Annotated in this window: 22 protein-coding genes; 1 reads left to right on the top strand and 21 read right to left on the bottom strand. The window is 52.6% G+C overall.

All coding sequences use genetic code 11. The features are described from left to right. The 6 genes from pyrR to lspA all read right to left on the bottom strand — a co-directional run bounded on the left by pyrR (position 1) and on the right by lspA (position 5,015). Positions 1–555 carry a bifunctional pyr operon transcriptional regulator/uracil phosphoribosyltransferase PyrR gene (gene pyrR / locus K2F33_RS17125; RefSeq protein ID WP_263878005.1) on the bottom strand — a complete coding sequence of 185 codons (555 nt, stop codon included), beginning with the start codon at positions 553–555 and terminating at the stop codon, positions 1–3. 345 nt (positions 556–900) lie between these two features. After that, positions 901–1,158, bottom strand: a complete 258-nt coding sequence (locus K2F33_RS17120) for a twin-arginine translocase TatA/TatE family subunit (protein WP_212967771.1) — start codon at positions 1,156–1,158, stop codon at positions 901–903. 91 nt (positions 1,159–1,249) lie between these two features. Next, on the bottom strand, positions 1,250–1,978 hold the full coding sequence (tatC, locus tag K2F33_RS17115) for a twin-arginine translocase subunit TatC (protein WP_258875093.1): 729 nt from the start codon (positions 1,976–1,978) through the stop codon (positions 1,250–1,252). Positions 1,979–2,212: 234 nt separating this feature from the next. Then, on the bottom strand, positions 2,213–3,466 hold the full coding sequence (locus K2F33_RS17110; RefSeq protein WP_263878001.1) for an LL-diaminopimelate aminotransferase: 1,254 nt from the start codon (positions 3,464–3,466) through the stop codon (positions 2,213–2,215). A gap of 95 nt (positions 3,467–3,561) precedes the next feature. After that, positions 3,562–4,470 (bottom strand): RluA family pseudouridine synthase, encoded by a 909-nt coding sequence (locus K2F33_RS17105; RefSeq protein ID WP_240913311.1) that lies wholly within the window; start codon positions 4,468–4,470, stop codon positions 3,562–3,564. Between the two features lie 47 nt (positions 4,471–4,517). Continuing rightward, a complete protein-coding gene (lspA, locus tag K2F33_RS17100; RefSeq protein ID WP_076170153.1) occupies positions 4,518–5,015 on the bottom strand; it encodes a signal peptidase II in 498 nt (165 codons plus the stop codon). 227 nt (positions 5,016–5,242) lie between these two features. Between lspA and K2F33_RS17095 the strand changes: the two genes are divergently transcribed. Beyond that, a complete protein-coding gene (locus K2F33_RS17095) occupies positions 5,243–5,980 on the top strand; it encodes a TraR/DksA C4-type zinc finger protein (protein ID WP_089548179.1) in 738 nt (245 codons plus the stop codon). Here the strand turns inward: K2F33_RS17095 and K2F33_RS17090 are convergent. The 15 genes from K2F33_RS17090 to K2F33_RS17020 form a co-directional block, all read right to left on the bottom strand. After that, entirely contained in the window at positions 5,977–6,306 is a 330-nt protein-coding gene (locus tag K2F33_RS17090) for a DUF5665 domain-containing protein (protein WP_263877998.1), read from the bottom strand. The genes K2F33_RS17095 and K2F33_RS17090 overlap by 4 nt on opposite strands. A gap of 179 nt (positions 6,307–6,485) precedes the next feature. Then, positions 6,486–9,578: an isoleucine--tRNA ligase gene (gene ileS, locus K2F33_RS17085; RefSeq protein ID WP_263877995.1), complete on the bottom strand. Its 3,093-nt coding sequence runs from the start codon at positions 9,576–9,578 to the stop codon at positions 6,486–6,488. 1,077 nt (positions 9,579–10,655) lie between these two features. After that, positions 10,656–11,147, bottom strand: coding sequence for a DivIVA domain-containing protein (locus K2F33_RS17080; protein ID WP_076169866.1), 492 nt, complete (start codon positions 11,145–11,147; stop codon positions 10,656–10,658). A gap of 148 nt (positions 11,148–11,295) precedes the next feature. Further along, entirely contained in the window at positions 11,296–12,078 is a 783-nt protein-coding gene (locus K2F33_RS17075) for a YlmH family RNA-binding protein (protein ID WP_116229546.1), read from the bottom strand. 9 nt (positions 12,079–12,087) lie between these two features. Continuing rightward, positions 12,088–12,360, bottom strand: coding sequence for a YggT family protein (locus K2F33_RS17070; RefSeq protein WP_076169864.1), 273 nt, complete (start codon positions 12,358–12,360; stop codon positions 12,088–12,090). A gap of 7 nt (positions 12,361–12,367) precedes the next feature. Next, positions 12,368–12,814, bottom strand: a complete 447-nt coding sequence (locus K2F33_RS17065) for a cell division protein SepF (RefSeq protein WP_076169863.1) — start codon at positions 12,812–12,814, stop codon at positions 12,368–12,370. Further along, positions 12,814–13,506 carry a YggS family pyridoxal phosphate-dependent enzyme gene (locus K2F33_RS17060; RefSeq protein WP_263877989.1) on the bottom strand — a complete coding sequence of 231 codons (693 nt, stop codon included), beginning with the start codon at positions 13,504–13,506 and terminating at the stop codon, positions 12,814–12,816. The genes K2F33_RS17065 and K2F33_RS17060 overlap by 1 nt, the downstream gene beginning before the upstream one ends. Next, positions 13,503–14,369: a peptidoglycan editing factor PgeF gene (gene pgeF, locus K2F33_RS17055; protein WP_412974003.1), complete on the bottom strand. Its 867-nt coding sequence runs from the start codon at positions 14,367–14,369 to the stop codon at positions 13,503–13,505. Before pgeF ends, K2F33_RS17060 begins: the two co-directional genes overlap by 4 nt. A gap of 85 nt (positions 14,370–14,454) precedes the next feature. Then, positions 14,455–14,772 (bottom strand): YlmC/YmxH family sporulation protein, encoded by a 318-nt coding sequence (locus K2F33_RS17050; RefSeq protein WP_076170149.1) that lies wholly within the window; start codon positions 14,770–14,772, stop codon positions 14,455–14,457. 297 nt (positions 14,773–15,069) lie between these two features. Next, the gene (sigG, locus tag K2F33_RS17045) at positions 15,070–15,852 is read right to left on the bottom strand and encodes an RNA polymerase sporulation sigma factor SigG (RefSeq protein WP_076169861.1); all 783 of its coding nucleotides are present in this window, start codon (positions 15,850–15,852) and stop codon (positions 15,070–15,072) included. 77 nt (positions 15,853–15,929) lie between these two features. Further along, complete coding sequence (gene sigE, locus K2F33_RS17040) at positions 15,930–16,652, bottom strand: RNA polymerase sporulation sigma factor SigE (RefSeq protein WP_076169860.1); 723 nt, start codon at positions 16,650–16,652, stop codon at positions 15,930–15,932. 176 nt (positions 16,653–16,828) lie between these two features. Continuing rightward, positions 16,829–17,794, bottom strand: coding sequence for a sigma-E processing peptidase SpoIIGA (gene spoIIGA, locus K2F33_RS17035; protein ID WP_263882380.1), 966 nt, complete (start codon positions 17,792–17,794; stop codon positions 16,829–16,831). A 477-nt stretch (positions 17,795–18,271) separates the two neighbouring features. After that, positions 18,272–19,399, bottom strand: coding sequence for a cell division protein FtsZ (gene ftsZ / locus K2F33_RS17030; protein WP_076169858.1), 1,128 nt, complete (start codon positions 19,397–19,399; stop codon positions 18,272–18,274). 61 nt (positions 19,400–19,460) lie between these two features. Next, positions 19,461–20,741 carry a cell division protein FtsA gene (gene ftsA, locus K2F33_RS17025; protein WP_076169857.1) on the bottom strand — a complete coding sequence of 427 codons (1,281 nt, stop codon included), beginning with the start codon at positions 20,739–20,741 and terminating at the stop codon, positions 19,461–19,463. Between the two features lie 195 nt (positions 20,742–20,936). Next, entirely contained in the window at positions 20,937–21,704 is a 768-nt protein-coding gene (locus K2F33_RS17020) for a cell division protein FtsQ/DivIB (protein WP_212984438.1), read from the bottom strand. Positions 21,705–21,738 lie beyond the last annotated feature (34 nt).

Genomic DNA, 21,738 nt, shown 5'->3' with positions numbered 1-21,738 from the left:
TTATTTCTCCTCCCGGTTTTGCATAATCGTCACTTCGTCCTTGCCGTCCGTTTCCGTGAGGGCTACTTCAATTTGCTCGGATCTTGCCGTCGGTACGTTCTTGCCGATGTAATCCGGCCGGATCGGCAGCTCCCGGTGTCCCCGGTCCGCCAGCACCGCCAGCTGGATCATCTGCGGCCGGCCGCAGTCCATCAGGGCGTCCATTGCGGCGCGGATCGTCCGTCCCGTGTACAGCACGTCGTCGAACAAAATCACTTTTTTTTCATGAATATCGAGCTTTTCCAGGGCTATGTTTGCTTCAGTCAAGGAAGCTGCGCTGTCTTTCTGGTCGTCCCGGTACCGGGTGACGTCAACAGCGCCCCATGGAACCGGTGTGCCTTCGATTTCGAGAATTTTGCCGGCGATGCGCTGGGCCAGAAATTCTCCCCGGGTTTTGATGCCGATGAACACGCAATTTTCAATCCCCTTGTTCCTCTCCAGTATTTCGTGTGCAATCCTTGTCAGTGCACGGCGGATTGCCGTTTCATCCATAATGACATGCACCTCGTTGCTCATGCTCCACACTCCTTCTTCCGTCTAAAAGGGATTTAAATAGCTGACCCGTGAAGGTTCCCCACAAAGCGAGGCTTTGATGCCTCTTCAGATGCTTGGAGGGGACCCAGATAACAAAAAACTCCCTGCCCGTAGGCAAGGAGTTAGAAGCCATCAGCATGCGCTGATAGACATAGAGATTCGCTGGGCGGCTTAAAGCAGACAGTATGCTGCCGCGAAGTGAACCTCGGTTCACGTTACCTTGCCAGTCTCACGGGACTGATTTAAAGGTGCTATTCAACTAAAGATGATTATGACAGACTGAACGTCTGCTGTCAACCGAGCTTAGCCTTCCCGATCCGTGGAATTTTATTCCGGCAGACGCGGGGATGCGGCGGATTCCGTCCGAGCCGCCTGAGGCTGCTGCCCCTGTTCCGTTACGGGCTCCTGGGCGGAGCTGCGCTTCTGGCGCGGCGAGTCGCCCATAATGTCGCTCATTTCGTTTTTAAATTCCCGCAGCATGCGTCCGGCCGAGCGGCCCAGTCCGGGCAGCTTGTTTGGTCCGAATAATAGCAGCGCAAGCACGGCCAGCAATATGAAACCCGGCAAACCGATATCGCTTAGCATAACGTAAATCGTCCTCCCTTAAAACCCAATTTATAAACCATCTTCTCCACTTGATTTCAGTACACTTTCAATGCCCACGGTCGAACCTGCATTAAGCAGATCCATAATTCATCCGGTCCTTGGTTCCCGCATCCATCTGCATTTGCTTGCGGTATACCAGCTTGGACATCAAAACGCTGATTTCGTACAGCAGAATAAACGGTACCGACACCGAAATATGCGAAAAAAACTCCGGCGGAGAAATCATACACGCGATGAAGACCAGCACCATGTACGAGACTTTACGCATTTTCCCCAGCAGTCCCGGGTTGATGACACGCAGCCTTGTCAGCAGCATTACCAGCACCGGCAGCTCAAAGGCAAGCGACACCGGAACCACGATATTGGTCAGAAACGTAAAGTACTGCGCAATACCGTACGTCTCCACCAATCCCAAGTTTTTGGTCATACTCGTCGTAAAGCGAAACGCCATCGGGAACACGACAAAATAGGCAAAAGCAAACCCGACAAGCAGCAGTACGAACGCAGCTGGCACATACTTTAGCGCCGCTTTCTGCTCGCTCTTGCGCAGTCCCTTTTTGGCAAAAGCCCAAATTTGCAGCATCGTAAAAGGTACCGCTACGACCAGCGACAAGGCTGCGGCAATGTACATATACATGCGAACGCCCTCCCACGGGCTGAACGCGTTCCATTCGACCAGTGAGGCCGGCGGCCTGCCCCTCAAGAAGTGAAGCACGTCGCCCACCACGAACAGCGCCGCGATCATTGACACCAAAAACGCTCCCAAAATCCAGAACAGGCGCTTCCGCAATTCGCCCAAATGTTCGACATACAAATCCCATTTCCAATGTTTAAACAGAGCTGCTCAACTCCCACTTCAGGCCTTGTTCTCAAAAACAAGCGCCCGTATTGCTATGTCCACTTTACCATGTTTGGCCGCAAAAATCATGGGCTTGTTTCCAGTTCCTTCAGCCGCTCCAGCAGGCTGTATAACGCTGCGGCCAAAAAAAAGATCCGCCCTGCATGTCAGGGACGGATCTTGCTGCACATTGAATTAAAACTCGAATTCCACGTCGCTCAGGCGGCGTTTAATTTCGGCAATGACGCGCTTCTCGTCTTCTTGGCCCTTCGCTTCGAAAGTGACGGAGAAACGGACAAAGCTGCCGGCATCATCCCAAGGCACGGTGGAGATCAGCTTCTCGCGGATCAAGAACTGGGAGAAGTCCTCGCCGGAATTGAAGCGGACTCCGCCTTTAATGCCTTTAGGCGCTTCCACATAGAGGAAGAAGGAGCCTTTCGGTTTCTCGGCCTGGAAGCCCAGCTCGTTCAGCACGGCTACCAGCATATCGTGGCGGCGGGAATATTTCTCCGCAATTTTCTCCGTAATTTCCGGATGGGCGAGACCGTAAGCGGCCGCTTTCTGAATGGCAATAAACTGGCCGGAGTCGTTGTTGTCCTTCACGTCGCCGAAGGCTTTCACGACGAGCGGGTTACCGGCGATAAAGCCGATCCGCCAGCCGGTCATGTTGTAGGATTTGGACAGCGAGTGCAGCTCGACACCTACGTCCTTCGCACCTGGAATCGACAGGAAGCTCAGCGGCTTCAGCCCGTCATAAGTCAGGGCTGCGTAAGGAGCGTCATGAACGACGACGATGTCGTACTTCTTCGCCCATTCCACCACTTCGGTGAAGAACTCGACCGTGGCGCTTGCGCCCGTCGGGTTGTTCGGATAGTTCAGGTAGATCAGCTTGGCGCGCTGAGCGATGTCTTCCGGAATGCTCTTCAGATCCGGCAGGAAGTTGTTTTCCTTCTTCAGCTCAACGGTGTATACTTCCCCGCCGAGGTATTTCGTGTGGGTTCCTAGAACCGGATAACCCGGCACGGTGATGATGGTCACGTCACCAGGGTTGATGAACACCGATGGAAGCATCGCCAGGGCCGGCTTGGAGCCGATGGAGTGGAGCACTTCCGTCTGCGGATCGATGCCGTCCACGTTGAAGACTTCCTTCAAGTATGTGGCCGCCGCTTCCTTGAATTCAGGAATTCCGTTATCTGCATAGCCGCGGTTCTCCGGCTTGGCCGCTTCTTCCGCAAGCTTGGCCACGATGCCGGCGTCAGCCATTTCATCCGGTTCGCCTACGCCAAGGTCGATCAGTTCTACGTCCGGGAAGTCCTTTTTAGCCTGGGCTTTGGCCCGCTTGATTTTTTCAAATTTATAGATGGCTGTGTCTTTACCATAATTGGAACCGCCGATCCGGTCCGCAAAGCTGTTCTGAATGTACGTTTGTTGGTACTGTTCGATGCTCATGTATTCTTTCATCTCCTACTTCAATTTCTACACCCCTAAATATGAAGGAATCCATGGCGGAATGCCATGGACTAATTATCGTATGATTTGTACTTTCAACGGCTGCGCAGCGATGTCAGCAGATCCTCCATATCGCCGGGAATCGGCGCTGAGAACTCCATATATTCGCCGCTTGCCGGATGGATGAACCCAAGCACGCCGGCGTGCAGCGCTTGTCCGTTCATTTTGATGCCTTTGCTCCGTCCGTACACCGGATCTCCGACGAGCGGATGGCCGATGAACTTCATGTGCACCCGGATCTGGTGAGTCCGCCCGGTTTCGAGCTGAAGCTCCAGCAGGGTGTAGTCGCCAAAGCGCTCCTTGACCGTAAAATGGGTGACGGCGTGCTTGCTGTTCTTCTCCGTCACGGTATACATTTTGCGGTCGATTGGATCGCGCCCGATCGGAGCGTCTATCGTTCCTTGATCATGGCTGACATTGCCGTGGACCAGGGCATAATAGCGCCGGGTCACGCTGTGGTCTTTGAGCTGGGCGGCCAAAGAGGCGTGGGCCATATCGTTCTTTGCGGCCATGATCAAGCCGGAAGTGTCCTTATCGATCCGGTGAACGATGCCTGGACGCAGCTCCCCGTTAATGCCGGACAAATCCTTACAGTGGTACATCAGCGCATTCACCAGAGTCCCCGAGGCATGCCCGGGCGCAGGATGAACGACCATCCCCCGCGGCTTGTTGACCACGATGACATCCTTGTCCTCGAAAGCGACATTCAGTGGAATGTCCTCCGGTACGATCTCGACGGCGGCCGGCTCCGGGACGGTCACTTCCAAGCGGTCGCCCGCCGCCAGCTTATAATTGGCTTTGACCGGCTGACCGTTCACAAGCACATGGCCTGCGCTGATCCAGAGCTGGACCTGGGACCGGGAAATGTCCTCCTCCCAGGATTCCGTAATATATTTATCGATGCGTTCTTTGGCATGGACAGGGTCAACGACCCACTCCCTGATATCCGCACTCTCCGGGTTTTCCCCCGCTCCGGATGTTTGTTCTTCGATCAAACCGGTTCATTCCCTTCATTGCTCTTGTTGTTCGATTCGGTTCGGTTCATGTCCATCAGCGAATCCAGTATAATGAGCGCCACCCCGATCACGATGCAGGAGTCGGCCACATTAAAAATCGGAAACGTATAGCTGCCGAAATTGAATTGTAAAAAGTCCACCACTTCGCCGTTCAGCGCACGGTCGAGAAAGTTGCCGATCGCCCCTCCCAGGACGAGGCTAAGCGCTACCGGAAGCAGCTTGCGCGAAGACGATTTTCTCACCCGGTTCATATACCAGATAATCGCCACCACCACGACGATGGTAATCACGATAAAAAACCAGCGCTGGTTGGGAAGAATACCGAAGGCTGCACCCGTGTTCCGGTGGGAGGTAATCAGAAAAAAGTTGCCAATCACCGGAATTTCCTCTGCTAATTCCAATCTGGTGGCAATTAAATACTTGGCGCCCTGATCCACCAAAAACACGATTAAAGCGATTAAGTAGTACACCACAGCCATTTGTCACTCCGTTCTTATTCATTAGGCCCGTCCGCTCGGACACAGCCTTTCACGTCATGTAAAGACTTGTTTATTGTAGCATAGGGCGCCGGAAACCGTCCATAAACGGGGAATGGCGAAAACAATTTCCTTCTGTAAAACAGGCTTCATCCGCACATTCTAGATATGAAAAGAAATCGTCTTTATCGTTTTGTTGATCCGAAGCGGAAAGGGGCTTTGTCATGCAGCATCTCACACAATCACAGCTGGATCATTTGCACAGCATGCTTAAGGAACAGCAGGAATCCATCCGCCAAAAGGATGACAGCAACGAGCATTACGGCCTGGAAGACTCCATGCGCGACCAGACCGGCGAGCTGTCGAACATCGACAACCATCCCGGCGATGTGGCTACCGAGCTTTACTCCAGGGAAGTCGATTTAACGCTGCAGGACCATGATGACCATCACATGGACCGCATTGAAATGGCGCTGGACCGATTCCAGCAGGGAACCTATGGCGTCTGCGAGGAATGCGGAAAGCCAATCCCGTACGAGCGGTTGGAAGCCGTTCCGACGACGTCTTTTTGCAAAGAGCATTCGCCTAAAGTGCATGTCGAGAATTACCGCCCGGTTGAAGAGGAATTTCTGATGCCTCCTTTTGGCCGGACGAGCCTGGACGAACGCGATGACCAGAACGGTTTCGACGGCGAAGACGCGTGGCAAATCGTAGAAAACTTCGGCAGCTCCACCAGCCCGGCTTATGCTGAAGACCGTGAGGTCCACAGCTACAACGAGCTCGAAATCGAAGCCTCCGACGAGCTGGAAGGCTGCGTAGAGCCGTATGAAGCTTTTGTCGCCACCGATATTTACGGGAATCAGATCGAATTTGTCCGTAACCAAGAGTACCGAAAATATATGGACCAAGGCGAAGGGGTCAGTATGGACCAGCTCGGCGAAGAGGATGAAGGGTTCATTTAATACGTTTTCAGCTCAAGCTGCCGCTGGACGATCCGGACGATATCGGCAATATAGTCTCCGATAATCGGAAGATTGAGCGCTCCCAGCACCTGCAGCAAATATATAATTGTAGCGGCAAAAAAGGTGAACCCGATGGCGACCCCGACGCCGCGCGCCGCACCGGACAGCAGGTTTAACATAATCAACCGGAAAGGTCTGTGCAAAAGCTGGGTATATTCCGCAATCCGGGCCTGCTCCAATTCTTCGGCAATCCGCACGGTCAAGCGGTACACAACGTTCAACTTCTCCTCTTCCGATTCGGGAATGATGCTCTTCTTATTCGCCATCTCTGCATTCTCCTCTCGGATCAGCGCGGTATCCATCGTTCCGATGAACAACAAACGAGCCGAAGCCGGCGCGAAAATGGTTTTTCATTTCCGCACGGGCCAGAAGGCTCGTTTGTTCGTTTGTTGTGCTATTATGCGCCAAAGCGGCGATTGCCATTCAATGGCGGTGAAAAGGCAGATTATCCGGCAATGCGGATACCCAGCGTTTTGCCGGCGAGATCAACGCGCTCCATTTCGGCTTCTTGCCCGAACGCAAGCTCGTTCACCAGCACGTTTTCCCGGAGCACATGCTCAAATGCCTGGATGGCAGCCGTCAATTCTTCATCCGCATCAAGAACCAGGGTGACACGTTTTTCGATCGGCAGGTCGAGTTTTTTGCGGTAGTCCTGTACGGCACGCACCACTTCGCGGACCCAGCCTTCCTGTTCCAGTTCAGGCGTGATTTCCGTATTGAGGGCAACGGTGATGCCATAGCCCGAGGCCGATGCAAATCCGGCTTTCGCCTGCTTCTCGACGAGCAGCTCGTCGGCTGTAATCTGAAGCTCATCACCATCCGGCGAAGTGACGTTCAGGCTGCCGGTATTGACGACGTTCCGCGTATCCTCCGGACTCATCGCTTTCAGGAAGCCCTGGAGGAACCCGATGTTTTTACCGTATTTCTTGCCGGCCACCTTCAGGTTCATCTTCAGCGTAAAGTCGACGAATCCGCTGTCGCTCGTCTCCACGACGATCTTCTTCACGTTGATTTCTTCCTTGATGATCTCCTCGTATCCGGCCACATCAAAATCGCGGTCCAGCGACACAATCAGCTCGGACAACGGCTGGCGGGTCTTGATTCCCGTTTCGTTCCGCACGTTGCGGGCGAGCTCGACGACCTGGCGGGCGGTTTCCATATCTTCCTCGAGCTCCTTGTCGATCCGAGCCTCATCGGCAACCGGATAATCGGTCAGATGAACGCTTTCCCCGCCGGTCAGGTTCGTGTAGATATCTTCCGACAGCAGCGGTGTGTACGGCGCCATCAGCTGGGCCAGCGTGACCAGCACATGCGTCAGCGTGCCGTATGCGGCCAGTTTGTCTTCTCCGAGTCCGCTGCCCCAGAAGCGGTCGCGCGAACGGCGGATATACCAGTTGCTCAGCTCGTCGACGAATCCTTCGATGGCCTTGGCCGAGTTGAGGAAGTCGTTGCTTTCCAGCGCTTTGTCCACCAACAGGATCAGGCTGTTCAGACGGGACAGGATCCAGCGGTCGAGTTTGTTTTCCGACGGTTGGTACGGATGCTCCGCCGGGTTGTAGCCGTCGATGTTCGCATACAGCGTCAGGAACGCGTGCGTGTTGACCAGCGTGTCGATCACTTTGGATTTGGCTTCACCGACGATGCCTTTGGAGAAGCGTTTGCTGTTCCAAGGCGCACTGTCCGAAAGGAGCGCCCAGCGGAACGCGTCCGTGCCGTATTCGTTGATGATGTCCCAAGGGTCGATGACGTTGCCCTTCGATTTGGACATTTTTTGGCCGTTTTCGTCCAGGATATGCCCCGTAGCGATGACCGATTTGTAAGGCGCAACGCCTTTGAACAGGGTGGAGACGGCCAGCAGGCTGTAGAACCAGCCGCGGGTCTGGTCGATCCCTTCGCAGATCATATCCGCCGGGAACTGCTCCTCGAACGTGTCCACGTTCTCAAACGGATAATGGTGCTGCGCGAACGGCATCGAGCCGCTGTCGAACCAAACGTCGATCACTTCGGACGTCCGCTCCATCACGCCGCCTTCGCAGTGCGGACAGCGCACTTTGACCTCATCGACGTAAGGCTTATGCAGCTCCAGATCGTCGCTGATTTCGCCGACCGCCTGCGCCTTCAGCTCCGCAAAGCTGTGCGGCGAAAATTCGCCTTTACACGATTCGCAGACCCAAACGTTCAGCGGCGTGCCCCAATAGCGGTTACGGCTGATATTCCAATCCACCAGCTCTTCCAGGAACTTGCCGAAGCGTCCTTCACGGACATGGCCCGGATACCAGGTAACGCCATTGTTGTTGGCGATCAGCTGATCCTTGACGGCCGTCGTTTCGATAAACCAGCTCTCCATCGCATAATAGAGAAGCGGAGACTTACAGCGCCAGCAGAACGGATAGCTGTGCTCATATTTTTCCTTGCTGTACAACGTTCCTTTTTCCGACATCATCTTCACGATGTCCAGATCGCAATCTTTTACAAAGCGTCCGGCGAAGTCGGTAACCTCATCGGTATAGCGCCCTTGGGCGTTCACTACGCTCACGAAGCTGATGCCGTTTTCCCGGCAGGTTTTGTAGTCGTCTTCCCCGTGGGCCGGCGCCATATGCACGATCCCCGTACCACTCGAATCCGTAACAAAGGATGCGCCGACGATGATGTTGCCTTTTTCCGGCTTGAAGTAAGTAAACGGCGGAGTATAGCTCTGTCCGACAAATTCGGAGCCTTTGTGTGTGGACAAAACCGTATAGTCGCCTTTCATCACGTCTTCAACCAGGTTTTTGGCGACGATGTAGACGCCGTCTTCCTGCTGGACGCGGGCATATTCCATATCCGGGTTCATGGCCAGCGCCACGTGGGACGGCAGCGTCCAAGGCGTGGTCGTCCAGGCCAGCACATAATCGCCGCTGTCATGCAGCTTGAATTTGGCCGTAGCACTCAAATCCTTGACGTCTTCGTAGCCCTGCGCCACTTCGTGGGAGCTGAGCGTCGTCTGGCAGCAAGGGCAGTACGGGCTGACGCGGTGTCCGCGGTACAGCAGCCCTTTGCCGTGAATCGTGGACAGGATGTTCCATACGCTCTCGATGTAATTGTTCTCCAGCGTGATGTACGGATGGTCGAGATCCGTCCAGTACCCGATCGCTTCGGTCAGCTCTCTCCACTGCTTCTCGTACTCAAACACGCTGTCCTTACATTTCTTCACAAACTCTTCCACGCCGTATTTCTCGATATCCTGCTTACCGGAGATGCCGAGCTGCTTCTCTACGCCGAGCTCCACCGGCAGACCGTGGGTGTCCCAGCCGGCTTTACGCACGACGCGGTAGCCCTTCATCGTTTTGTAACGCGGCACAAAATCCTTGATCACGCGCCCCAGCACGTGCCCGATATGCGGAGCCCCGTTGGCTGTCGGCGGGCCTTCGAAAAATACGAAGTTCGGCTTGCCCGAACGGTTTTCGATGGATTTTTTGAAGGTGCCTTCTTCGTTCCATTTTTTCAGGATGCGCTGATCTCTCGTGCGCGCTTTTTCTTTGACATCGACCTTATGCATGATTATCCAACCTTTCGTAATCTTTAAAAGATTTCCCATCTCCCTAAATCAAAAGCCTTCCCATCTCCCTAAATCCCTCTTCGTAAGAGGGACCCCGAGGGCGCTGCCCTCTGGACACCCGGAAACCTCCGTGGCGCATCATTTAGAGCGGACTTATTTGTCTTTGAGCGTATCCCCGCTTGCCGCCCATCTTCCTTTGCCCCGCAAAGTGAAGATGGGCACGCTTGACGTTGGTGTTACCTTGTTACTAATTAAGAAACGCTCCTCCAATTTCCAGCCTGATCACCACTCAGTACGCCAAATGGTTCTCACAAGCCCGGCACACAGTCTGCGCATGTGCCCCAGGTCGAGCGGGTGCGGAGCCGCGTAAGACCCATCTCGTATGAGAGGTTCCGAAGGCGGTCCCCCAAAGGGGGCGGCCTGAGAAGAACCGGGCACCTCACCAACCGTCGCATCAAAACTCCAAACTAGATCCGTCCTCAGAGGCTTTCGGGTGTCCAGAGGGTAGAACCCTCTGGAGTCCCCCTTAGGATAAGGGGGATTTAGGGGGATCGGAACCGGCATCAATACTCCAAACCAGCTCCGTCCTCGGAGACTTTCGGGTGTCCAGAGGGTAGAACCCTCTGGGGTCCCCCTTAGGATAAGGGGGATTTAGGGGGATCCGAAACAAAACAAATAAGCCTCATCCCCTAAGGGACGAGGCTTCTGCTCGCGTGACCACCCTAATTCCATTCTTTCAACAATCGTCCTTGAACCGCAAGGTCAAGCACATTGATCAAAGAATGACTCCTCAGTCCATGCCAAGCTTCCGGCATGGAGCCGATATAACGTTCGGCGGCCCGGTTCGGCTTACGCACGCAAACCTGCGTTTCAGCTTCACTTCTCAGGGAGGATCTTCGGCTTCGGTTTGAACATTGGCTTTCAGCATACGCCAACTCTCTGGGGAACAAATCCCAAGCTTACTTATCCCGTCATCGAATTCATATTACGTTTCAAGTCTAACCCAATTACTTGCAAAAAAACCGATATGAATATATTTATATTCCTTTTTCCCGCAAAAGTCAACCAAGCAGAAGCCTAGTATACTTCGTTCGCTTCACGCGTCTCCCGGGTTTCCAGCGCTTCCCATCCATCCTGGCTGAGCAGCTCGAGCTGGGCTTCCACCAGCGTCCGGAAACGGGTACGGTAAATCGATGCTTGCTTCTTCAGCTCTTCGACTTCCATCGCGATCTTGCGGGCCTTCGACAAGGATTCGTTAATGATGCGGTCAGCATTCTTCTCCGATTCCTTGATGATGAGCTGCGCTTCCTTCTTCGCGTTGTTCTTCACTTCATCCGCAGCTTCCTGCGCAACGATGATGGTCTTGGACAGCGTCTCCTCGATGTTCACGAAATGGTCAAGTCTTTCCTGCAATGAGGCCAGCTGACCTTGAAGTTCCTTGTTCTCGCGGATCACGCTCTCATAATCCTTAATGACTTGGTCGAGAAACTCGTTCACTTCATCTTCGTCATAACCCCGGATTCGGCGGGCAAACTCCTTGTTATGTATATCCAGTGGTGTTAATGGCATTGATGCGCACCTCCTAAAATGTTCAGGTTTCCCTGTCGACGAGCGGTCCTGATGGGCCTCACCCAAATGTATCGGTCAAAAGTTACGATATCTTTAATATTCTTGGATAATTCATTTCGACAGCAAAAAGACAATTCCTGCTGTAGGTCTACACAAATTTCCCTATTTTTACGCGCTGGCGTCCTTTTTTCGTCATGCCGCCCGCTTCGATCACTTTAAACCGCCCAAACCCCTGCATTGAAACGAGATCCCCTTCTTTCAGCAGATAGGAAGGATCCTCGACGACTTTCCAATTGACGCGGCAGCGGCCGGCGCGGATGGGAACGACCACTTTGGTCCGGCTGATGCGGTAAGCATCAGAAGCAATTCCATCTAAACGCAAAGAAGCGACCGTAATATCCTGCAGCTCCAGCTCAACCTGGCTTGTCCGCAGTTGTTCGATCGGCAAAATTTCGCGCAGCACGTGAATCCGGTGCACCTGTGTTAAGTTCATGTCGAGAAACGTACTGATCTCTTCGCAAACCACGGTGTGGCATCCATCCTCAAGGACATGGATATCCCCGATTTTGCTTCGTTTTACGCCGAGTCCCAGAATGGAGCCCATATAATCGCCGTGCTCCAGCGATAAAAATTTCTGATCCCCGGAGTAGATGCTAAGCACCTTCAGTCCCATATCCTCTTGGCTTAAATCCCGGTAATCGGGAGCCACCAGCGCCCGGCAGCGCTCCGCTCCCTCATATCCGCCGTCCAGGCGCACCTGAACGTCGGGGTGTCGGTTCACCAGCGACTGCAAAATAAAAGCCTGCCGCGGGTCCAAAAAATCGGTAAGCTTGACTTCGTGATATTCCCCGGCGTGAACGACCCATTCCCATGCCCGATCCACAAACTCGCGTTCATCCGGGTGAAAGTGATCATAGATGTCTAATTTCATCTCAGTCACCTAAAACAATAGTGAAAAAATAATGAACCGCAATCCCTGCATAGCGAACTGGAGCACGAACAGAGCGACGATCGGGGAAATATCCAGCATGCCGAAGATTGGCGGGATAATTTTGCGGAAAGGGGACAGGTATGGCTCCACGAGCTTGCCGAGCAGCTCACCGATAAAGCTCTCGCGAATGTTCGGAAGCCATGACATGAGAACATAGATGATGATCATGTAGAAGTAGATATTAAAGAGCAGCGTTAAAATCGTATCAATGTTTTGGGCCAAACTTGGCTCACCTCATTCTGTTGTAATCATGTTCCTCGGATAATAATTCCGAAATGGCACCCTGAATCTCGACCGTATCCGGTGTGCACAAAAAGATGTTATGGCCGATCTTGGAAATACCGCCGTTCAGGGCATAAACCGTCCCACTGAGAAAATCGATAATGCGGAGCGCCTGATCCGAACGGACCCGCTGCAGATTGACAACCACCGTGCGGTGCGCACGCAGATGGTCGGCAATGGCCTGTGCTTCGTCATACGAATGCGGCTCATGCAAAATGACCTTTACATTTTTCTGGGAGTGAATGCTGACCACATTGTTGGTTCTAGTATTTCTACGTGTCTCAATGCTCGGGGTTTCAACTTCTTCTTCCTCCACCGGCAGCTGCTCCCGTTCTACGACTTCCTCCTGCTCTTGTAATCCCAAAAAAGACATAAACTTGTTCATCACGCTCATCATTCCCCTTCCTGTTTACCTACTAGAATCGAGCCCAAACGGATCCAGGTGGCTCCCTCTTCAATGGCCACTTCGAAATCGTTGGACATTCCCATGGAAAGATCGATTAATGGCTCCCGCGTAATTGCCTGCCGGTTTATGTCGTCTCTTAGCTCCCGCAGCCCGCGAAAAACGGGCCGGGTATCCTCCGCCTCCCCTTCAAAGGGGGCCATGGTCATCAAGCCGGCGACCTTGATATGAGGAAATTGATGAAGTTCTTTCAAAAAAGGGACGGCCTGCTCCGGCTCCAAACCGTATTTGGTATCTTCTCCAGAAATGTTAACCTGAACAAAGGTTTTAATTTCCAGATTTCGGGCTGACGCCACCTTCTCCAGCTCTTTGGCTAATGAAAGCCGGTCCAGCGAATGTATATATTCGAATTTGCCTGCCACGTCTTTGACTTTGTTGGTCTGCAGATGTCCAATAAAATGCCAGATCCCGCGGGAACCAAGCGTATTCCATTTCTCCTCGGCGTTCTGCCAGCGATTCTCGCCGATATGCGTCAAACCGCTATCCAGCACTCGTTCTGTCATGGATGTCGACACGTACTTGGTTACAGCGATCACATTGACGTCTTCCCTGGATCTTCCGCTGCGAAGGCAGGCTTCCTCGATGCGCGCGTTGACTTCTCTTATCCGTTCTTCCAATGTCAAGGAAGATTCACCCCTTCTCTAAGCCCGATCCAACTCGCCATACGCCCTGTCGTTCCACCGTCTTTTCTGTAGGAAAAGAACAAATCGTTGCGACAGCTCGTACACCATGATGTACATTCGATATGAGTCGGCAATATTCCTGCTTTCATCATAATCTGTCGATTTAATTCTTTCAAGTTCAGCATGCTTTTGTCGTCGGGTTTGGCAACGTAAAAATCGGCAGGGGAGTACTGTTCATTACCCAGGAAATGACTTGCCAAATCGTGCACATGACTCATCACTTTGTCATCTACCTCGTAACAGCAGGAGCCGATGGACGGACCGATTGCGGCGCGTATCTCCTCAGGCCGGCTCCCATAAGCCTTCCCCAGCTTCTCCACCATAGCCGCAGCGATCCGGGCCACAGTCCCTTTCCAGCCGGCATGGGCCAGTCCGACAGCCTGGTGAACGGGATCGTAAAAATATAGCGGTACGCAGTCCGCATAAAACGACGTCAGCAGCACCCCGGGCACGTTCGTCAGAAGCCCGTCTGTATCCTGAAATCCCGACTCTCTGTTCCGGCTGCCGCGTCCACGGCCTTCATTCGTCACCACCGCGATGTCCGCCCGGTGAACCTGTTCCCCGCACGTCCAGTCATCCAACGTAAAGCCCAGCTCTTCCGCAACCTTCAAGCGGTTGGCTACCACCGTCTCCGGCTGGTCTCCCACATGAAAGGCGGTGTTAAGCGTATCGTAAGGCGCGCTTCCCGCGCCGCCATGCCGTCCGGTAAATCCGGCGCTGATGCCGTTCCATTCATGAACCCACGGCTCCAGCATAAATAACGAAGGGCGCGAATCGCCCTCTTTTAACTTGAACGGTTCCAATTTCAATCACCTCAACCTCCAGTGTACCACATGGACACGGCTTGCATAAAACCAAAATGGTTGGTTTGACAAGGCGGTCCTTTCCTTACACATCCCGGTAGCCGCGGCGGTCCGCCTGCTCCGTTCTCTCTCTGTAGGAGGCGGCTTCCTTCTCGTCCTGGAGCGTCCGCAGTTCCTCCATCTTGACGAGGACGACATCCGATCCGATTTTGACGATATTGCTCCAAGGAATGATCAGGTCGCTGCCGCCTCCGAACAGCCCCCTGAACTTGCTGTAGCTTGGGACAACGATCGCTTCGATCCGCCCCTGGCGGAGGTCGAGCTCCAGATCGCTGATCTGCCCCAGCCTTTTGCCGTCCACGATGTTGATGACATCCTTCGTTTGAAAATCGGATATTTTCATGTTTCTGTCCACCGCCCAACGTTCTGGATTCACATGTTCCTCTCCTTTAGCAGTCTATTCATCAGACTCGTTCAATATATATGATTAATATATGCCGGCGCCGGGCAAAATGCCCATGTTTTGAAGCGAAATGCTCCGCAATACTCAGCCTCTCCGTGTTGGTTTGAAGGGTCTTTGTGTACGGTTTCTCGGAACTTTAAGTTGACGACCCATGATAGAAGCCGAGCAGCAGTCAGCATCTCATCCATAAAAAAAAGACGGCCCGTAGCGCGGACCGCCTTGCTTTACTTCATCTATTCACGATTTCACGTGCTTTTGCATTTGCTGGATGGCCGATTTTTCAAGACGTGATACCTGAGCTTGGGAAATGCCGATTTCGTCGGCGACCTCCATCTGGGTTTTACCTTCGAAGAAGCGCATGGACAAAATCATTTTTTCCCGCTGTCCCAGTCTCTGCATCGCTTCACGCAGCGCGATCTCCTCAATCCAGGAGACGTCCTTGTTTTTGTCGTCGCTGATCTGGTCCATCACGTAGATCGGGTCGCCGCCGTCATGGTAGATCGGTTCGAACAGCGACACCGGGTCCTGGATGGCATCCAGTGCGAAGACGACGTCCTCTTTGGGGACGTTCAGCACTTCCGAAATTTCGAAAATCGTCGGTTCCCTTGAGTTTTGATTCGTTAAGGAATCACGAACCTGCAGCGCTTTGTACGCAATATCCCGCAGCGATCGGGATACCCGGATCGGGTTGTTGTCCCGCAAATACCTGCGAATTTCCCCGATGATCATCGGCACCGCATAGGTTGAGAATTTCACATTTTGAGACAAATCAAAATTATCAATGGCTTTCATTAGTCCGATACAGCCCACCTGAAACAAATCGTCGACAAACTCCCCCCGATTGTTGAACCGCTGGATGACGCTGAGCACCAGTCTCAGGTTGCCGTTCACCAGCTTTTCTCTGGCTGTACGTTCGTTGTTTTGCTGTAAGTCATGGAACAGCTCCCGCATTTCCACATTGGTCAGGACGGGCAGCTTCGAAGTATCCACACCGCAGATCTCGACTTTGTTTCGGGTCATGATGATATACCTCCCAAGGAGAAACTAATGTACATTATCTCCCTGGAGGGTCATTTTATTCCTGATAAAAATTTTGCCTAGACCATTTTGTTGAACTCCTTGCGCAGCCGCTTGATGATGCGTTTTTCAAGTCGGGAAATGTAGGATTGGGAAATGCCGAGCATATCCGCCACGTCCTTTTGCGTCTTCTCCTCCCCGTCCTGAAGGCCAAAACGCAGCTCCATAATGGTTCGCTCCCGGTCGGTCAGCTTGTCGAGCGCCTTGTGCAAAAGCTTACGGTCGACCTGCTCTTCAATGTTCCGGTAAATCGTATCATTTTCGGTTCCGAGCACATCGGAAAGCAGCAGCTCGTTTCCATCCCAGTCGATATTGAGCGGCTCATCGAAGGATACCTCGCTCCGGATTTTGCTGTTCCGCCGCAGATACATCAAAATTTCGTTTTCGATGCAGCGGGAGGCATACGTGGCCAGTTTGATTTTTTTCTCCGGGTCAAACGTGTTGACCGCCTTAATCAGACCGATCGCTCCGATGGACACCAGGTCCTCGATGTTGATGCCCGTATTCTCGAACTTGCGCGCGATGTATACGACGAGCCGCAGGTTGCGCTCGATCAGCATCGCCCGGATGGCCGCATCCCCGGTGGACAGCCGCTGAAGCAAATATTCTTCCTCTTCGCGTGTCAGGGGAGGAGGGAGAGCCTCGCTGCCGCCTATGTAATAGATTTCTTCGCTTTTGAGTCCTAAGAGAAACAGGAATCTGTAGTACTGCAGCTGCGCCACCAATCTCCATTTCACACGCATAATTGATCCTCCTATACGTTTTCCGCAGGAAAACGATCTTCGTAAGCATAGCCATTAGTTTTCCGCAGGAAAACTCTTATCGTTAGCATAAGCATTAGTTTTCCATAGGAAAACGATCTTCGTAAGCGTCTGTTTCGTCTTCCGCAGGCAAACAGGTCTTCGACCTTTCCCTGCGATCACAGGTTACCCGCCGTTTCCAATGGCTCCGCTGCTGGACTCTGGACATCATCCTCAACCAACTTCGGATGGATAATGGCCTGATACGACCGGTCGCCCGACAGCTGCCCGCCGTCCAGGCCGATTAGCACCTTGCTGGAACGATGAACGCCGTCGCCGATCCGAACCTCAACGGTGTCCGGCTTGATAGCCAGCATGAATGAGGCGCTGCGGTTCACCCCCCGATAGGGAACGAGACGAAGCCGGTCCTGCCACGCAAAATCCATATGTTCCAGCTCCATTACCAGTTTGTCCGGCTCTCCGTCGGCCAGCCTTTCGCACCATCCCGAAGGCAGGCGATCCGCCCACAGCGATGCTTCCATGACCATCACCGGCGTTCTCGTCAGCGGATCGCTCAGCTGATTGCCCGTATCCAGCAGCCCTCTGCAGGTCACCCGGTGACCGCCGATCTCGACGGCGACCTCGCCCATAAATACGGAACGGCTTTCCAGCTGCTTCCGGGTCGAGTGAACCATTTTGAACCACAGCAGCATGCCAAACACCCCGATGAAGGTAAACCAGAACCCGATCTTCAGCTCAAACGACATGCCGCCGGAAGCCGTGAACCAAATCCCGTTAAAAATTTCTCCCGAATTTTGCAGCAAATAATGTATCCCGATAATCCCCCCGGCCACCGCAAAATTGATAATATAAAAGGCCCCCATATTCCGGATATAGTTTTGAAGACTTCCAAAACCGAAGGTTATCCATAACATCAGCAGGGATAAACCCAGCTTGACTAAAAAGGTATACATAAACGAGAGCTGCGGCACAAACATCATGACGACATACAGGGCACCCACCACAGCCGCCACAATCAATCTCCACCACGGGGGCTTCAGCTTCCGCATCCAGGCTGTAAGCCAGAGCAGTGCACCGTCGATCAGCAGATTCGTGATGAATATCAAATCAATATACACAACCAGTGCTTATCACCTGCCTGACGCCTTTCATGTTTATGGAATGATTGGATCCATAACGCATACACGGTACCGCCGATATTCTCTTAAGCATTTTTGGGAGATGTGATTAGTATAAAAACAATACGGTTCAAAGTCTGTCTAAAATTGGAAGGGACTCCTGAACTTTTTTTGTCGAGTTCCGTTCTTTTATAGAGGAAGTTTCGGGGAAAAAGAAGCGTAAGCCGCCGTTGTAATGGGATTCGACACTCCCATATCTATCATCAAATTGTTATAAGTATTACATCCGGCTTTAATGACATATGATGAACTCTGTAAAGAGGAACGCCTTCAGGCACTGGCACGGATGACAGAAATGACCGAGCCCGCTCACACAAAAGTTTTTTGAGCAGCGTTGTTTCGTTTCCTACGGATTCCCGTTTCCACAAAAAAACACCCGCATTTCCGAAGAAATGCGGGTGTTTGACGGATGGAATGACATCCTTAGTCGTTATTGTTCTGACGGGAACGATTCCGCAGGAACGTTGGAATGTCCAATTGATCGCTGCTTGTCTGGTTCCCGAACGGACGCAGATTGTTCGTGTTGTTGCTGCGCGATTCCGCAGGTTCCGACGGCGCCGGTGTTCCCTGCTTGCGCACCTGAGGCTGCTGCACAGGACGGTTCTCAAACCCGGTCGCGATGACCGTTACTTTGATTTCATCCTTCATGCTCTCTTCAATAATAGCACCGAAGATCATATTGACCTCCGGATCCGATGCCGAGGTAACGATTTCCGCTGCTTCATTGACTTCATACAGCGACAAATTCGCGCCTCCCGTAATGTTCATGATGACGCCGAGTGCGCCTTCGATCGAAGTTTCGAGCAGCGGGCTCATAATCGCTTTACGTGCAGCTTCGGCTGCACGGTTTTCGCCTGTCGCTATGCCGATCCCCATCAAAGCCGAACCGCGTTCGGTCATGATCGTTTTGACGTCGGCGAAGTCAAGGTTGATCAGGCCGGGCACTTTGATCAAGTCCGAAATGCCCTGTACCGCTTGACGCAGCACGTTGTCCGCCTCGCGGAATGCCTCCATCATCGGTGTTTTTTTATCAACGATTTCTAATAGGCGATCATTCGGAATAACGATAAGTGTATCGACTTTTTCCTTTAAGGCTTCGATACCGAGCACAGCCTGGGTGGAACGCTTGCGTCCTTCAAATGTAAACGGCCGTGTTACCACACCGACCGTCAGTGCGCCGCATTCCTTGGCGATTTCCGCGATGACAGGAGCGGCACCCGTTCCGGTACCTCCGCCCATCCCCGCAGTAACGAAGACCATATCTGCACCCTTCAGCGTATTCATAATCAAATCGCGGGATTCTTCGGCTGCTTTCTTGCCGACCTCCGGATTTGCGCCTGCGCCCAATCCGCGGGTCAGTTTGTCCCCGATTTGCAGTTTGTGTTCCGATTTGGCCATATGCAATGCTTGGGCGTCTGTGTTCACCGTAATGAATTCTACGCCTTGCACGCCATTCTCGATCATCCGGTTTACAGCGTTGCTGCCGCCGCCGCCCACACCGATCACTTTAATTTGAGCCAAGCTCTCCATTTCAAAATCAAATTCCAACATATTTCCCCATCTCCCCCTCATTGTGCATGGATGGCCCGTCCACGTTATATGGAAAACCTGCTTAGATGAATTCGCTGAACATTTTCTTCAACCGTTCGATAATACCCGGATTCTGGGCTGACTCCGAGTTGGTAGCAGGATTCGCTTTCGGTCGGTTCACTGTTTTCTTCACATTGCTGGTATTGGCACTCGCCGTGTTGTTGGTGCTGCGCACGCGAATGTTGCGGATCACGTTGTGCAGGACCCCCACACCGCTCGTATAGCCGGGATCTCTGACCCCGATATAATCAGGCACGGCGATTCGGACCGAAGCCGCCAGCTCGCCCTGTGCCACCTGAAGCACACCAGGCATGGAAACAGTTCCGCCTGTAAGAATATAACCTCCAGGCAGCTCGCTGTAACCAAGCCGCTTCACTTCTTCGCGGATCAGGTGGAAAATTTCCTGTACCCGGGGCTCAACGATAGCCGCCAAGTCCTCCTGGGTAAACTCCTTCTCCACATTGCTTCCGATGCGGACCACCTTGAAGGTGACGTCCGGAGCGGCATCGGCCATTAACGCACAGCCGTATTTCAGTTTCACTTTCTCGGCCTGGTCGGTCAGCGTCCGCAACCCGTAAGCAATATCGTTGGTTACGAATTCCCCGCCGATCGGCAAAGAGGATGTCGCTGCGATCGTTCCCGCTTCAAACACGGCAATCGTCGTTGAGCCCGCTCCGATGTCGACCAGAACGGATCCCATCGTCTTCTCATCCTTGGACAAAGCCAGCTGGCCCGCTCCCAAAGACATCAGGACCAAATCCTTGATCTTGAGTCCTGCCTTCTCCACACAGCGCAAAAGATTATGTATGGCTGTCTTAGCGCCGGTAATAATGATGGCCTCCACTTCCAAGCGGACACCGATCATGCCGCGCGGGTCATGAATTCCCTCCAGCCCGTCTACAACATATTGTTTGGCAACTACATCAATAATTTCCCGGTCCGGCGGTAGAGCGACAACTTCAGCGGCCTTAAGCACGCGTTCGATGTCTTCTTCGCCGATTTCCCGATCCTCATTCGATACCGCCACAACGCCGTGGCTTGATTGAAGTCCGATAGTATTCCCCGAAATGCCGACATAGACCTCCGATATTTGAATACCGACCATACGCTCCGCGTGGTCAACGGCACTGCGGATGGATTGTACAGTCTGGTCAATATCTACGATTGCACCCTTGCGAATTCCTTCCGAGTCGGCAGATCCAACTCCAATAATATTAAAGGTTCCATTATTAACTTCCCCAATAATAGCACGAACTTTGGATGTACCGATGTCCAAACTAACAATGATGTCATTGTTGCTCAACCGTGGCACCTCCTGTTTTTATAAAATAACTGCGTAAAAAGACACTCAACTTTACATATTCAACATACATGATTCTTTCCCTCTTTTTTCTACAAATTTTTCAATTGCCAATCTTTGTTACGAATCTCTTCAAAATCAGAAGAAAAAAGAGGGAGATTTCATACTTGTCCGTAATTTTAATTGTAGCATTTTTTACTATTCATGAGTAGTGGCATTTTGGTCGCCGTTTTCCTCGCCGGAAGGCTCGAAAGGAACGTAGGAATCAGCCTCCAGCATTGTGATGATACCCGGCTCTTCCGTCTCTATGACTTGGTTAAGATATTCAACCTTGTCTTTTAATAGCGAGATGGCCGTAATGACCTCAAACCGCGAGCGGGTGTACAGCTTGATCCGGTCCGGGAAGGACTCCGTCGGCGACGGGATGATCTCCGAGATGTCGGAGGTCAGTTCATTCGGAATTTGCCCCAGCACTTTGCAGAGCGCGGCTTTGTTCGGATCGGAGGCATTCCATTTCGTCAGGATCGGCTTCTCTACCGCGATTCCGGTGTTGTTCACCGACACCGTCGCACCGCTGGAAAGGATCGCCTGCAGATCCCCCTCCGCGGCAAGCTCGTACGCAACGGTAGGATACTCCTCGATCGTGACGTTAATGACGCCCGGAAACTGCTTGTCCACCGTCGCCTTTTGGATCGATTTCACCTTAAGCAGGCTGCTCTCCACCTTGGACGGAGATACGCCGAAGAACTGGCTGCCAACCTGAATACCGCTGGCCTTCAGCAGCTCGTCCCTTGTCGTAAATGTATTGCCTTTGAAATGAACCTCCGTGACCTGGCTCATCGTCGAACGAAAGAACAGAACGGATAGGATCACGATAAATAGCAGCAGCAGGATCCAAATAATACGTTTGCTGGCTTTTCTTTTAGGCTTGTCTTCTTTTAAAACAGGAATTTGGGCGTTAGGCATAGGATACTCTCCATAAAATGCCTCTTATCCCCTT

Source organism: Paenibacillus sp. PSB04 (assembly GCF_025809195.1).
Taxonomy (GTDB): Bacteria; Bacillota; Bacilli; order Paenibacillales; family Paenibacillaceae; genus Paenibacillus_AQ; species Paenibacillus_AQ favisporus.
The sequence above is the reverse complement of the archived record's forward strand: the minus strand, read 5'-3'. Positions and strand labels throughout refer to the sequence as shown.

Bases quoted from the DNA above. Each gene is read 5' to 3' on its own strand.
- sigG (WP_076169861.1), bottom strand. From the start codon at position 15,852: ATGACCCGAAACAAAGTCGAGATCTGCGGTGTGGATACTTCGAAGCTG.
- K2F33_RS17050 (WP_076170149.1), bottom strand. From the start codon at position 14,772: ATGAAAATATCCGATTTTCAAACGAAGGATGTCATCAACATCGTGGAC.
- K2F33_RS17075 (WP_116229546.1), bottom strand. From the start codon at position 12,078: ATGAAATTAGACATCTATGATCACTTTCACCCGGATGAACGCGAGTTT.
- ileS (WP_263877995.1), bottom strand. From the start codon at position 9,578: ATGCATAAGGTCGATGTCAAAGAAAAAGCGCGCACGAGAGATCAGCGC.
- K2F33_RS17020 (WP_212984438.1), bottom strand. From the start codon at position 21,704: ATGCCTAACGCCCAAATTCCTGTTTTAAAAGAAGACAAGCCTAAAAGA.
- sigE (WP_076169860.1), bottom strand. From the start codon at position 16,652: ATGCGTGTGAAATGGAGATTGGTGGCGCAGCTGCAGTACTACAGATTC.
- K2F33_RS17110 (WP_263878001.1), bottom strand. From the start codon at position 3,466: ATGAGCATCGAACAGTACCAACAAACGTACATTCAGAACAGCTTTGCG.
- pyrR (WP_263878005.1), bottom strand. From the start codon at position 555: ATGAGCAACGAGGTGCATGTCATTATGGATGAAACGGCAATCCGCCGT.
- K2F33_RS17120 (WP_212967771.1), bottom strand. From the start codon at position 1,158: ATGCTAAGCGATATCGGTTTGCCGGGTTTCATATTGCTGGCCGTGCTT.
- K2F33_RS17095 (WP_089548179.1), top strand. From the start codon at position 5,243: ATGCAGCATCTCACACAATCACAGCTGGATCATTTGCACAGCATGCTT.
- K2F33_RS17080 (WP_076169866.1), bottom strand. From the start codon at position 11,147: ATGCCATTAACACCACTGGATATACATAACAAGGAGTTTGCCCGCCGA.
- K2F33_RS17090 (WP_263877998.1), bottom strand. From the start codon at position 6,306: ATGGCGAATAAGAAGAGCATCATTCCCGAATCGGAAGAGGAGAAGTTG.
- K2F33_RS17065 (WP_076169863.1), bottom strand. From the start codon at position 12,814: ATGAGCGTGATGAACAAGTTTATGTCTTTTTTGGGATTACAAGAGCAG.
- ftsZ (WP_076169858.1), bottom strand. From the start codon at position 19,399: ATGTTGGAATTTGATTTTGAAATGGAGAGCTTGGCTCAAATTAAAGTG.